We start from the raw sequence: 13974 nt of genomic DNA on the forward strand, positions 1-13974 counted from the left end.
AATAAATACTCAAAAGAAAGTATTTTTAACTTCCTTCAAAATCACCCTCATCATCACCTGTATCTCTTTGTGGACGTTGTCTTTGTTTTTTCTGGTTAAATCTGTAGGTAAAAGATACCTGTATTTGTCTTTCTCTCCATTGAAACTCACTTTCACTTCTAAAAGTTTCAGTTTCTGTTAATGACATTCGCTTTCGAGAGTTAAATAAATCACTTACATTTAAACCAATTGTGCCATTGTCATCCATAATGTCTTTGCTAAAAGCTAGATTTACAGAAAGCAAACCTTCGGTTTCAGTTTGAGCATTATTACTTGGTCCACGGTAAAAAGCATTTGTCTGCCAATCTATTTTTGCAGGCAAGGTAACTTTTGCACTTCCACGTGCAAACCAACTATCATTGGTTGTTCCGTAATCTATACCATTAAAAGATCCTTCAGATTTAAAATTAAAGTAGTTAAAGCTTCCGTTAAGGCGTAGCCATTTTAAAGGGTTATATAATACGCCAGCCTCAAAACCATAACGTTCGTTGGAAGATAAATTAATTGGGATAGTTCTAATAATTGGAATTCCATTAGAAGTAACTTCCCCAGTATCTTCTTGAATTCTTTCAAAAGAATCAGTCTCTCTTTGGAAATAAATTGAAGATGTTAATGTTAATTTATCCCACCTTTTTAAGTATCCTAAATCAAATGCATTTGAAAAAGCTGGATTAAGATTTGGGTTTCCCTGAAAAACATTCGCTTCAGAAGATCGTGAAGGGAACGGATTGATAAAAAATCCTCTTGGGCGATTTATTCTACGATTATAGCCTAGTGTAATATTCTCACGTTCTGCTATTTCATAAATAAGGTTTACTGTTGGGAAAAGCCCAAAGAAATTATTATCAAAATTAATAACTAAAGCTTCATCTGTAGTATTGTCAAGATTTTCCGCTTTTACATTTCCTTGCAATCTTGTGTTCTCTGCCCGTAGTCCAAGTAAGAAAGAAAAATCACCAAATTTGTTTCCATATTGGGTATATGCTGCATACACATCTTCATTGTATGTAAAAACATTTGAAAGACTATCATTTCTTACAAAACTTCCATTCACTATAAATTGTTCTTGTAGTTCAAAATCAGTAATAGTTTCTTCAAGATTTATTCTGAATCCGGCTTCAAATTGAGCATTTTCTCCAATAGGTCGAACATAATCTGCTTGCAATAAGTATTCTGTTTGGTCTTCGAGCGTTCTCACAATTTCTGAAGGCAATACGTCTTGAGTTGGAAACGTATTATTTTCGGTAATTAAATTATTTTGTATTTCATCACTTACATCAAATTGGAAATCTGCTGACAATACATGACCACTATCATCAAAATTATTTGTGTAATTTACTGATAATTGATAGTTGGTATCTTCTTCTGTTTCTACTTCAGTTCGGTTTCTAGATTCTATCCTATTATTATTTCCATCAAAGTCATTTGTAAGGTTTACTGTAGTATCTTCATCGTCTCCTAAACGCAAAAAACCAGAAGCTGTTATAGATGAGTTTTCAGATAAATAATACTCTATCCCTAAGTTAGTGTTGAATCCTCTATTTAATCTTTGATAATCTCTACTCTCCCTTGATATTAAGCCAACTTGGTTAGGTATGATATTTCCTTCGTCATCTCTAGCAAAGAAAGTATTTTCAAAAAAAGCATTCCCAGGAGAATCATTATAACGAATCCCAGTTGTATTAAAAATATTGAATTTATCGGTTCTTAAGTTTATATTTCCTGTGACTCCGCTGGTAATTGGGACTCCAGCATTTACAACAATAGAACCATTTAAACCTAACGTTTTTTCTTTTTTCAAAATGATATTTAAAATACCAGCGGTACCCTCAGCATCATATCTTGCCGAAGGCGATGTAATTACTTCAACTCGATCAATCGATTCTGCTGGTAATTGACGTAAGGCATCTGTAGATCCAAAGCCTGCAATAGCAGAAGGCTTTCCATTGATAAGAATACGAACATTTTGATTACCACGTAGTGCAATCGCACCATCTACATCTACTGTAACCGATGGAACGTTATTAAGTGCATCACTTACTGTAGCACCACTAGTAGTTAGATCTTTACCAATATTGTAGATTTTTTTATCAAGCCTAACTTGAACCTCTGTCGTTTCTGCACGCACTACAACCTCATCTAGTGCACCTGCATCCAAAGCTAACATTACATCTGGGAGGGTTGTATCTCGTGTTAAATTTTGATTGCTTAATGTTTTTGATTTAAATGAAATAAAATCAAATTGCACATTGTAAGTGCCTGCAGGAACTTCGATGCTATATTTTCCGTTAACATCGGTTATACCTCCTGTAACAATGTTATTATTTGTGTCCAGAAACGAAATAGTTGCATATTCTAAAGGCGTATTAACACCTTCTTCAATGACAGCTCCTTTTACAGTTATAGTTTGAGATTGTTGCCCTTGAGCAAAGATTTGAGTAGTCGCTACGAATAGTAGCGCGATAAAAATTTGTTTCATTTTTTGGTTTTGCAGTTGGACTGCGAAAATAGAAACGGGTTTAAGCTGGTTTAGCCAAAGTTTTGTTAATAAACCTTAACAGAAGGTTAATGGAAAAAACCTTATAGAATATCCAGTACGTTTTCTGGAGGTCTACCCAATACTGCTTTCCCATTTTTTATCACAATAGGACGTTCAATTAGCTTTGGGTATTTAACCATCGTTGCAATAAGTTCATCATTATTTAACTGTTTATTTTTAAACTGCTCCTTCCAGATAGATTCCCCTGTTCTCACCAGATCAATGGGCGCTATTTGTAGCATTTTTATAACTTCTGAAAGTTCTTTAATTGTAGGAGTATCATCAAGATATTTAATAATCTCTATATTTTCATTCTTATCTTCCAGTAAAGCCAATGTTTGTCTGGATTTACTGCAACGCGGATTATGATATATTTTAGTCATTGCTTACTTTTATGTAAAGGTAAAACAGTTTATTTTGCTTCCTGCTTCCTGCTTCCTGCTTCTTGCTACCTAATCCTTGACCTTTTCAGATTCATTTAAGAGAATTGGGTTTCCGTAGCCTAGCTCCTTCATACGCTCAAATTGAGTGGCCTTATCTCCAACTACCAACCAGATCATTTTATCAGGATTCAGATATTTTTCTGAAAGTGTTTTAATTTCTTCAACCGTCATATTTTTTACAATCTCCTCACGTTTTTTGATATAATCTTTAGATAACCCATTTTCACTTATATCTTCCAATAACCCAAGTTTGGCTCCAAAGGTTTCAAAGGCTCGTGCATTACTTTTAAGTAGAAATGATTTAGTGGTTTCTAGATCTTCTTGTGTAAAGTCTTTTCCGTAGTTACTCATAATGTCTTTAATCGCTTGAGTCGACTCTAATGTAACATTACTTCGTACACCACTTGAAATGGTAAAATCTCCTGTTCTTTCATTTGCATCAAAACGGGAACGGATTCCATAGGTATATCCTTTTCCTTCTCTCAATTCTTGAGTCAATTTTGAGGCAAATCCGCCGCCACCTAACTTATAGTTCATTACCACAGCAGGATAATAATCTGCGTCTTTGACTGTAAGCGCAGGATATCCAATTTGTAAAACCGATTGTTTTGCATTAGGCACATCATAAAAATATACATTGGATTGTTTTGGAGCTTTCGCTACAGGAGCAGGAGGAATGGTTACTTTTTTCGCTTCCCATGCTTCTGAAAGTCCGTCAAGAGAATTCACTATAGTACTTTTAGGTAACGCACCTACTACATTCATCACAGCGACAGATGGTGAAATATTTTGATTGTAATACGCTTTTAGATCTTCTATTGTCATCGCATTTACTGAAGCTATTGTCCCTAACACATTTTTAGATTGGATGCTTTCTTTTCCGTAGAGCAATTCATTATAGGCCAAGTTTGCCACTGCATTCGGGTTCGCCTGCTGTTGTTGTAAATCACTTTTAATACTTTCTTTTACCAGCTCAAACTCGTTTGCATCCCAACGTGGCTGTAATAGCATTTCTTCCACAAGAGCGAGTGCCTTGTCGTAATTTTTAGCCAGAGTGTTTACAGCAATAACTGTTTCATCTTTGGTTGCATACACATTAATTCTTGCTCCTAATTGCTGTATGGCTTGTTCTAATTCTTCGGTAGTTTTATTTGCTGTTCCTTTACTAAGCATTGCCGCCATAAAATTGGCAGCTCCTAAATGTTCTGGATCTTCCACTAATTGTCCACCTTTAATTGAAATCGTAAATTGTACTAGAGGTACCTCGTTATTTTCAATTCCGTATATCTTTAAGCCGTTCGCTAACGTTTCTTCATAAATTTCTGGAACAGTAATTTCTGGTGCTACTCCATAAGGAGGCTCTGAGCTTCGGTCAAAGGTAGAAGGTGTTTTTTCATATTCGGCTGTAATTGAAGCATCAAATTCCTCTTCGGCTCCAGCGATGATTTCCTCTTCTACCACTTCAGCTTTGGTGGCGCCTTCAACAGCTAAAGTAATTTCACCTTTAGGAACAAAACTTGTGATAATATGATTTTGGTCTTTAATATAGGTAGTATAGACACGCATGACATCCTCGGTAGTAACATTTAGAATGTTATTGATATCATCACTTATAAATCCTGGATCATCTGCAAAAATATTGTATTGTGCTAACTGAAATCCTTTCCCTAGTACACTTGATAGACTATTGTAAAATCCAGTTTCCTGCCCAGCTTTGATTCGTTCTAAGTCTTTTTCTGATATTCCTTCTGCTTCAAACGTTGTAAATGCTTCTTCAATTGCTTCAGCAACTACATCTAAGTCAGTACCCGGAAACGCCCGAACACTTACTGCAAATTCTCCTGCGAGTTCACTTCCAAAGTTATACATTGTAACATTAGAAGTTACTTTCTTATCATCAACTAGTATTTTATTGAAAGGTGCTTTCTTTCCTTCCGAAAGGTATTCAGACAACACGTCCAAGGCATAGCTGTCTTTTTTATATTGAGGAACTGTAGGCCAGGTCATCGTTAATTCTGGTAAGCGTGCAAAATTATCTTCGTGGTATAAATTTTTTGTTTCTGAAAGCGTCACTGGCTGTGCTTCTAAAGGAGTTATCTCATCACCCCTTTTAATTTCATCAAAATATTTTTTAACCCAACTTTTAGCCTGCGCTGGCTCAAAATCACCTGAAATCACTAGGGTGACATTATTAGGAACATACCACTTGTTAAAAAACTCTTTTACATCGGCTAGAGTCGCATTTTGCAGATCTTCAAGCGAACCAATGACCTGCCAGTTATACGGATGATCTTTTGGGTATAAGGCTTTTCCAATCACATAGCTAGTATGCCCATACGGACGGTTATCGACGCCTTGTCTTTTTTCATTTTTTACTACTTGCTTTTCCTTCGCTAATACGGGTTCTGTAACTGTATTGATAAACCAACCAAGTTTATCTGCTTCTGCCCAGATCATCTTTTCTAGTGCGTCTTTTGGAACTGTCTGAAAGTAATTAGTACGATCTCTGGACGTAGAACCATTGGCACCAGAACCACCAATTCGTGCACTCATCTGATCCAGTCCTCCTTTTCCTAAGTTTTCACTTTCCAGAAACAACAAATGTTCAAATAAGTGAGCAAAACCAGTGCGACCTTCTTTCTCTCTGGCAGAACCCACATGAGCTGTCAACGCTACAGCAACCACAGGATCTGATTTGTCTACGTGAAATACCACATCGAGGCCGTTGTCGAGTTCAAATTTCTCGTAATCAACACTAAAATCGGTTGAAGAGGATGCTTCGGTTTCTTTGTTTTCTTTTTTACAAGCGGAAAGGCTTATTACTAAAAAAGCGAGTAAAATTTGGTTGAGGTGTTTCATGGTGTGTGATTGTTTCTACAAAGGTAATTCTTTCAGTTCTAAATTGTAATCATATTGTAAATCTTCGTGTAGCCCGTCTATTTTTTTCTGAATAAAAATCAGTTGACGCTCATAAAGATTGACAAGTGTTGTATTATATTTGATCGACGGACTGAAATTTTTTAGCTCCTCACAAAAATAGAGTAGGAGTTCTACCTCGGTTTCTTTACTATTGCTATACCGAATGTATTTTTTGGTTTCTCTCAAAATTTTTCGAACACTTTTCTTTATATAGTAAAAGGTATTGGTGTTGATTTCTGAAAACCGTTCACTCATTTCTTCTTTTAAAGTGGCTACAAAACGTGCTTCATTTTCAGAATCAAAAAGCAAATAAGTAAGCAATTCTTTATTCTCTTTTTTAAAACGTGCTAGCCTCAAGGTTAATTGCAATAACTCATCGGTCGATCTGTGTTTGAGCTCTTTTTTAAGTTGTGCAACAGTGGCTGGTTTCATACAATGTATTCTATAACTTCAAAAATAGCATTTCAATTGTGAATTTTAGTAATAACTAATTGAAATCTATTAAATAGCTTGATATGAATTTTGCACTCAAAAATGTACCTTTGTTTCAGAAATTAAAAATAAAAAGAATGCCAGGATTTGAAGTATTTGGAGCCGAAGAGCGCAAGCAAGTAAATGACGTATTAGAAACAGGGGTATTGATGCGTTACGGTTTTGAAGGGATGCGCAACAACCATTTTAAGGCAAAAGAATTTGAGGTGGCATTTGCAGAGCGAATGCAATCAAAATATTGCCAGTTGGTTTCCAGCGGGACCTCCGCTTTGACCATTGCACTTGCAGCTGCGGGTATTGGAGCGGGGGATGAGGTGATTATGCCCACTTTTACCTTTGTAGCAAGTTTTGAATCTATTATGATGTTGGGAGCTGTTCCGGTTTTGGTCGATATAGACGATACCTTAACCTTAGATCCTAGTGCTGTGGAAGCTGCAATTACTTCCAAAACAAAATGTGTTATGCCAGTACATATGTGCGGATCGATGGCCGATTTGAAAGCGCTTAAAACCATTTGTGACAAACATGATTTGTTGCTATTGGAAGATGCCTGCCAGGCAATTGGCGGAACTTTTGAAGGGAAACCTTTGGGAAGTTATGGCGATCTGGGTTGTTTTTCGTTTGATTATGTGAAAACGATCACCTGCGGCGAAGGTGGTGGAATTATTACCAATAATAAACAATATGCAATCAATGCAGATCAATTTCAGGATCATGGGCATGACCATATTGGAAACGACCGCGGTGCAGAAACGCATCCAACATTGGGGTACAATTTTAGAATTTCTGAACTGAATGCAGCAGTAGGATTGGCTCAGTTAGATAAGTTGGATAGTATTTTAAGTGTACAGAAAGAAAACTATATGATTCTTCGGAAAGCACTAGCGCAGATTGAAGGAGTCACTTTCCGAAGGGTACCAGAAGGTGGTGTAGAGAATTATTCTTTTTTAAATTTCTATTTACCAACCGAAGCCCTCGCAAAAGCAGCCCATAAAGCTATGATTAAAGTCGGTGTAGATGTTTGTTTTTATTGGTATACCAACAATTGGCATTATATCAATGGATGGGAACACCTGCGAAACTTGAAATCGATGGGAAATTTACCTCTGGAGATCAAAACTCAGATGCAAGACCTAAATGCAACTGATTTTAGTAAAAGTGATGCATGGATGAGCAGAACGATTTCGTCGCTTGTAAAAATAGGCTGGACCCACAAAGAAGTGGAAACGCGTGCCGCTAAAATGGCGGAAGCAATCCGATCGGTTCTAGCTTAATAGGTAACGTATTCGGTAATTTCTAAACCGTAGCCAATCATACCTGGCCGCTGAGTCTGTGCGCTATTACTCAGCAATTTGATTTTATGAATATCTAGGTCATGTAATATCTGAGCGCCAATACCAAAGTCTTTACTATCCAAATTGATACGTGGTGCCTTAACGACTTCGTCTTCCTTTTGTGCCTCTTTTAATTCTGAAAGTCTGTTTAGAATATTGAGTGATTCAGATTGCTGATTGATAAATACAATAGCTCCTTTACCTTCATTATTGATGGCATTGAACATATCATCCAGTTTCTTTTCGGCATCATTGGTTAACGTGCCTAATATATCGTTGTTTATGAGTGTAGAATTTACTCGAACCATGACTGGTTCATTAGTTTTCCAATCTCCTTTGGTAAGTGCAATATGTACCTGATTGTTTGTTGTTTGTTTGTATGCACGAAGTCTGTACGAACCAAACTTTGTATTCATTTTAAAATCTTGTTCTTTGGTAATAAGGGAATCGTGTTGCATTCTGTAAGCAACAAGATCTTCAATAGAGATTAATTTTAAATCAAATTTCTGAGCCACTTCAACCAGTTGAGGTAAACGCGCCATAGTTCCATCTTCGTTTAGGATTTCGACAAGAATACCTGTAGGGTCGAAACCTGCAAGACGCGCCAGATCGATTGCAGCTTCAGTATGACCAGTTCTGCGTAAAACCCCACCTTCTTTTGCACGCAACGGAAATATATGGCCTGGACGCCCCAAGTCACTTGGTTTGGTGTCTTTGTTGACCAATGCTTTAATTGTTTTAGCTCTGTCATGTACAGAGATTCCTGTGGTGCAGCCATGTCCAATCAAGTCCACCGAAACTGTAAATTGCGTATGATGTAAAACGGTGTTATTCTCGACCATCATGGTAAGATCTAGATCTTTGCAGCGTTCTTCGGTAAGTGGCGCACAAATCAGCCCGCGCCCATGTGTAGCCATAAAGTTGATCATCTCTGGGGTGACCATTTCGGCTGCGGCAATAAAATCACCTTCATTTTCTCGACTTTCATCATCAACCACAATGACGACCTTGCCTTTTCGTATATCAGCAATGGCTTCATCTATGGTATTTAATTTGATTTTGTGAGTTTTTTCAGTAGTGATCATAACGCAAATTTGATGGTGCAAAGGTACGTAAACTGTAAGAAATTAAATAATAATAAAAGTTAGTTTACAACCGCTAATTCTTCTTTCAAATTCTTTTTGACACTAAAGTGTAGAAAGATATAGATCGCAGGTCCTAATACTAAGAAAAGAATCCAAACGCTTACATCCTGTTCTTTTCCAATGATTTTTTTAAATTTACTATGTGCTATAAGAGCTCTAATCACAAATGTGTAAAAAAGAAGTATACTCCCCACCTGGAGGATGTCTGAAGTAGTTTTTAAGACATCAGACAACTCCATTTTTACATTATTAAAATAGATCATCCCGGCTAATGCAAGAATAGAAATGATGTAAAATGATAAGGCTTTTTTAGAATTGCTGCTGAAACTATGTAGTGCATTACTGGCATTTGTGTAAGTGATATTTTCAAAGTCACCACTAAATTTCAATTGTTCTTCTGTATATCCCTTAGCTTTTAGTTCACGCAAAGCACCTCGTTTCATGTCTTCTGAATAGTTGTACTGCCTGTAATTTTTTACTATATCTTTTAGCTGGTGCTCAGATTTGGTACTCAGTGTAGCTTTTTCTTGTTGTGTAAGCAGGATTGGGGCTTCTTCAGTTTCTATAGCCACTATTTTCTTTTTGCCGAAAATTCTTCCAATGCGTTGCGTGAAACTATCAATATCAAAAACACCTTGGTCTGTTGTGGCGCGATACGTGAGCCAAATACCTAATGGCAGCATAATAATTGTACTTATCCAAGTGGCTATGAAGGGAGATATAGTACCATCTTCTGCGCTGTTTTTAGCAAAAATTCCAATAAAGTGGTACGTTAAAAATAAAACGATGGCAATGACCATAGGTAATCCCATGCCACCTTTACGAATAATGGCCCCTAGCGGTGCACCTACAAAAAAAAGAATAATGCATGCTACTCCTAAAGCAAATTTCTCGTGAAGTGCAATTTCATATTTATTAATGCGTTTGGTTTTTCGCTGAAATTCTTTCTTTTTACCTTCAATGGATTGTATAGAACCTCTTACATTGTTAAGTGACATTTGTATGATTTCAGCTTGTCTTTTTTCGGGATAAATGGATGTAATATTTCCTATATTTTTTGGAGCTTCTACCTTTTTAACCACAGAAGTGTTGAATTTTGAAATTCCGCTTCGGTAATACATATTATCGTGAAATGCTATGAGGTCTTTTCCGTAGCTATCACCTAAGGAATCAATTTCGACCAATAGTTCATTTACTTTGAACATATTCTGGTTGCTATACTCATTATCCTTATCTAGATCCTGCTTATTGAGCTCAGTAAGATCGATATTGATTGTTAACTCCTCAAAATAACTTTTTGCAAAGGGTTTTCGTCTTTGTTTTTTAAAATCGGTTGATTGAATTTCATCGTAGTAATTTCCATCTCTAAGAATTAAGGACAGTGTGTTGCTACCTTCTTCACTGGTAAGTTCGCCAGTTTCTGAAACCATGACCGTATAATTACCTGCACGTTGTTCTGGATCTTTTTTATGAATGATTACTTCCTTTAAAAATTCATCATTATCCCCGTATTTTTCAGCTACTTTTATATTTATATCTCCTACTTCAGTAAACTGCCCTTCTGCAATGACCATGGACGGACTAAATTGCTGAATATTCCGTCGTAGATTTTGCCATTTATATTCAGAATAAGGAATTACATTGTTGGCAAAATAAAAAGCAACGATTGCTAGTAAAAAGATAAAAACCATTAAACTTCGCATGGCACGTTGCAGTGAAATTCCTGTAGATTTCATGGCTGCGAATTCGTATTTTTCAGCAAAATTTCCAAAAACCATTAGCGATGTAACCAAAATACTTAACGGAAGTACCAAGGGCATGATTTTAGGGGAATACAACCATAAAAATTTTAAGACGAGTAGGGCATCTAGGTCTTTTCCAGCAAGTTCTGAAATATAGAGCCATACTGCCTGAAGTACGAAAATGAACATTAAAATAATGAAGACGCTAAAAAACGTCTTCAAAAAACTCATTAATATGTACTTGTCCAGTATTTTCAACGGAACGTAATTTACATTTTATTTATGTAATAACCGTCTTTCTTATATTTAGCCTCATCAAAAACAAATAGTGTTTTTGAGAGCGGCTCATTGGTTTTAAAACTATTGACGGTTGTGGTATATTTTGTTCCTTTAGAATCTACTTGTATTAGGTTGTAGATATGTTTTGTTTGTGCGTCGATACCTAACAAATAGGATTTAAACTCTGCATTGCTATCAATAGGAATCAATTTTACATATTGTATTTTTCTACCTCTAACGTTCTGGAGAATATCCATTTTGTATGTATACCCCTTTTCATAAAAGCTCATCATCTTTGAGGGAGTAATTGTTTTATCGTTGTTTGGATCGTAGGCTTCAATAGTGACTTCTTCGTCTACAGGACTAATTCTGTATATTTTCTTTCCATCAAACATTTCGGTACCACCGTTCATATTTAACTTATACTTGTTTCCAGAGATAACTACATCGCCACGGGTTTCTTGCGAAATTCCTTCTTTGGCATTATCAAGCTTTACTTTAAAATCGATAGAAAAGTTGTCATAACTCTTCACTTTTGCCGAAACTTCATTTAGCAATTTTTTTGCCTCTTGAGCTTGCGCAAACGATAGGGTTGCTATGGCAATACAAAATACTACTAACTTCTTCATTTTATTCGTTATTTAATAATTGGTTTAATGCTTCTATAGTTGGGACTAAAACCTGTCTGGCCTTACTGCCTTCAAAGGGTCCTACTACACCAGCAGCTTCTAGTTGGTCTATTATTCTACCTGCTCTGTTGTAGCCCAGTTTTAATTTGCGTTGTAACAATGAGGCAGAACCTTGTTGTGCTATGACTAAAACTTCTGCGGCATCCCGAAACAGCGCATCTCTTTCATCCACATTATTATCAAGAGTTGTGCCACCTTCTTCACTTACATACTCTGGCAGAAGGTGTGCATCGGGATATGCTTTTTGAGAGCCAATATAGTCTGTAATATCGGCCACCTCGGGCGTATCAACAAAGGCACATTGTAAACGGGTGAGATCATTACCTTGGGTGTACAGCATGTCTCCACGACCTATCAACTGATCTGCACCCGAGTTATCTAAAATAGTACGAGAATCGATTTTGCTGGTTACTCTAAACGCAATTCGAGCAGGGAAGTTTGCTTTTATAATCCCTGTAATTACATTAACCGAGGGTCGCTGCGTGGCGACAATCAAGTGAATTCCAATGGCACGAGCCAATTGAGCCAGTCTAGCAATGGGAGTTTCTACTTCTTTACCCGCTGTCATGATTAAGTCTGCAAACTCGTCAATTACCAAAACAATGTAAGGTAAGAAGCGGTGGCCGTCATTCGGATTTAACTTTCGGTTTTTAAATTTAACATTGTATTCCTTGATATTACGAACCATCGCATCTTTGAGCAGATCGTACCGTGCATCCATTTCAATACAGAGTGAGTTTAAAGTGTTTATTACCTTATTGGTGTCTGTAATAATTGCCTCTTCGGTGTCTGGGAGCTTCGCTAGATAATGACGTTCAATTTTATTGAACAATGTTAATTCTACTTTCTTAGGATCGACCAATACAAATTTTACCTCGGCAGGGTGTTTTTTGTAAAGTAGCGAAGTAAGAATTGCATTCAATCCAACCGATTTTCCTTGACCGGTAGCACCAGCCATTAACAGGTGAGGCATTTTTGCTAGATCGGCCACGAAGGTTTCGTTACTAATGGTTTTTCCGAAGGCAATAGGCAATTCCATTTCTGCATTCTGAAACTTGGGCGACGCAATGACCGAACGCATCGAAACAATCTTTGGATTCTTGTTGGGTACTTCTATACCAATGGTTCCTCGACCAGGAATAGGCGCTATGATACGGATACCTAAAGCTGATAGTGACAACGCAATATCATCTTCAAGATTTTTAATCTTAGAGATTCGTATCCCTGCTTCCGGTACAATTTCATACAAAGTCACAGTAGGACCGACTGTAGCCTTGATATTACTAATTCCAATTTTATAGTTGCTAAGGGTATCTACAATGCGGTTTTTGTTTTCTTCTAGCTCTTCCTGATTAATAGTAATCCCTTGTCCGGCCGTATAATCTTTCAACAATTCAATAGATGGGAACTTAAAATTACTCAGCTCTAAAGTGGGATCAAATTGTCCAAAATCTTCGACCAGTTTCTTGCTCATGGTATCCACTTCATCTTCCTCTTTTATCTGCTCGACTTCCATGGCAACAGCATCTTCAGAAGCAATAACTTCTTGAACATCTGATTTTAACACAGGTTCTTCGACTGTTTTTTCGATTGTTAATTCTGAAGGTGTATTCTCTTCGGAAACTAAGGTAGCCACCACATCTTTTTCGTAATCGGTTTGTGAGACCGTATCTTCTTCCGAAGAAAAATCGGAAGCTACGTCTTTCTTAACGCTTTTAAAATATGCTGAAACTTTATCTGGAGTGACATTGAGCCTAAGTACTAGATATACAATCGCTAAAAAAACCATGACACAAATGGTACCTATAAGTCCAAGATAATCCTGTAGATAATCATTTGTTTCATATCCAATGACACCACTAAGAAGGGAAGAAGTTTCGCTAAAAAAACCAAAGAAAACAGAAAGCCAGATCATGACAAGAATTCCCCAGAACCAAAACCGTTTCAGTTGTTTTTTAGCGTAATCGAAAAATAGGTAGGCACCTGTTAAGGTAATTAATACGGCTAAAATAAAAGCACTAACTCCAAAACCTTCATAGATAAAAAAGTTCCCTACGTGGCTTCCAAATTTATTGAGCCAGTTTTCGGCTGGTGCATCACGATTATTGAGAATTCCTAGTTCGCTTTGATCTGCTTGCCATGTGAAGAAATATGAAATAAAAGAAAAAAGCAACATGACGCCAAGTAGCATAAACAGACTTCCTAGCAACACTTTTTGTTGTTTTGAAAGGACAAACAAACGTTTTGTACGTGGTGTTTTTTTCTTGGAGGTTGTCTTTTTCTTTTTGGCCATTTAGCAGATCGCTCTTGTATAACAAAAATACATAAAAAGGTAACGTCTCAAAGCATTAAT

General features: G+C 36.7%; 9 protein-coding genes. 1 reads left to right on the plus strand and 8 read right to left on the minus strand.

Features of this window, described 5'->3' with window-relative positions; genetic code table 11:
- Positions 1-25: 25 nt before the first annotated feature.
- From ACFQO1_RS12195 to ACFQO1_RS12210, 4 genes are all read right to left on the minus strand, one after another.
- The gene (locus tag ACFQO1_RS12195) at positions 26-2518 is read right to left on the minus strand and encodes a TonB-dependent receptor (RefSeq protein ID WP_380218424.1); all 2493 of its coding nucleotides are present in this window, start codon (positions 2516-2518) and stop codon (positions 26-28) included.
- Between the two features lie 101 nt (positions 2519-2619).
- Complete coding sequence (gene arsC / locus ACFQO1_RS12200) at positions 2620-2961, minus strand: arsenate reductase (glutaredoxin) (protein ID WP_380218425.1); 342 nt, start codon at positions 2959-2961, stop codon at positions 2620-2622.
- 69 nt (positions 2962-3030) lie between these two features.
- Complete coding sequence (locus ACFQO1_RS12205; protein WP_380218426.1) at positions 3031-5880, minus strand: M16 family metallopeptidase; 2850 nt, start codon at positions 5878-5880, stop codon at positions 3031-3033.
- 15 nt (positions 5881-5895) lie between these two features.
- Entirely contained in the window at positions 5896-6372 is a 477-nt protein-coding gene (locus ACFQO1_RS12210) for a hypothetical protein (protein WP_380218427.1), read from the minus strand.
- Between the two features lie 137 nt (positions 6373-6509).
- Here ACFQO1_RS12210 and ACFQO1_RS12215 point away from each other — a divergent pair, with 137 nt between their 5' ends.
- Positions 6510-7706 (plus strand): DegT/DnrJ/EryC1/StrS family aminotransferase, encoded by a 1197-nt coding sequence (locus ACFQO1_RS12215; RefSeq protein ID WP_380218445.1) that lies wholly within the window; start codon positions 6510-6512, stop codon positions 7704-7706.
- Here ACFQO1_RS12215 and ribB read toward each other — a convergent pair.
- From ribB to ACFQO1_RS12235, 4 genes are all read right to left on the minus strand, one after another.
- Positions 7703-8851 (minus strand): 3,4-dihydroxy-2-butanone-4-phosphate synthase, encoded by a 1149-nt coding sequence (ribB, locus tag ACFQO1_RS12220; protein ID WP_380218428.1) that lies wholly within the window; start codon positions 8849-8851, stop codon positions 7703-7705. The two genes, ACFQO1_RS12215 and ribB, sit on opposite strands and share 4 nt — an antisense overlap.
- 59 nt (positions 8852-8910) lie before the next feature.
- On the minus strand, positions 8911-10842 hold the full coding sequence (locus ACFQO1_RS12225; RefSeq protein WP_417448711.1) for an LptF/LptG family permease: 1932 nt from the start codon (positions 10840-10842) through the stop codon (positions 8911-8913).
- Positions 10843-10922: 80 nt separating this feature from the next.
- Positions 10923-11561 (minus strand): outer membrane lipoprotein periplasmic chaperone LolA1, encoded by a 639-nt coding sequence (gene lolA1, locus ACFQO1_RS12230; RefSeq protein ID WP_380218430.1) that lies wholly within the window; start codon positions 11559-11561, stop codon positions 10923-10925.
- A 1-nt stretch (position 11562) separates the two neighbouring features.
- Complete coding sequence (locus tag ACFQO1_RS12235; protein ID WP_380218431.1) at positions 11563-13914, minus strand: DNA translocase FtsK; 2352 nt, start codon at positions 13912-13914, stop codon at positions 11563-11565.
- Positions 13915-13974 lie beyond the last annotated feature (60 nt).

Origin of the sequence: Jejudonia soesokkakensis (assembly GCF_042664795.1) — a bacterium.
Taxonomy (GTDB): Bacteria; Bacteroidota; Bacteroidia; order Flavobacteriales; family Flavobacteriaceae; genus Jejudonia; species Jejudonia soesokkakensis.

Coding starts and splice junctions, on each gene's coding strand:
- ACFQO1_RS12225 (WP_417448711.1), bottom strand. CDS start 10,842: ATGTTCATTTTCGTACTTCAGGCAGTATGGCTCTATATTTCAGAACTT.
- lolA1 (WP_380218430.1), bottom strand. CDS start 11,561: ATGAAGAAGTTAGTAGTATTTTGTATTGCCATAGCAACCCTATCGTTT.
- ACFQO1_RS12205 (WP_380218426.1), bottom strand. CDS start 5,880: ATGAAACACCTCAACCAAATTTTACTCGCTTTTTTAGTAATAAGCCTT.
- arsC (WP_380218425.1), bottom strand. CDS start 2,961: ATGACTAAAATATATCATAATCCGCGTTGCAGTAAATCCAGACAAACA.
- ACFQO1_RS12235 (WP_380218431.1), bottom strand. CDS start 13,914: ATGGCCAAAAAGAAAAAGACAACCTCCAAGAAAAAAACACCACGTACA.
- ACFQO1_RS12215 (WP_380218445.1), top strand. CDS start 6,510: ATGCCAGGATTTGAAGTATTTGGAGCCGAAGAGCGCAAGCAAGTAAAT.
- ACFQO1_RS12195 (WP_380218424.1), bottom strand. CDS start 2,518: ATGAAACAAATTTTTATCGCGCTACTATTCGTAGCGACTACTCAAATC.
- ACFQO1_RS12210 (WP_380218427.1), bottom strand. CDS start 6,372: ATGAAACCAGCCACTGTTGCACAACTTAAAAAAGAGCTCAAACACAGA.
- ribB (WP_380218428.1), bottom strand. CDS start 8,851: ATGATCACTACTGAAAAAACTCACAAAATCAAATTAAATACCATAGAT.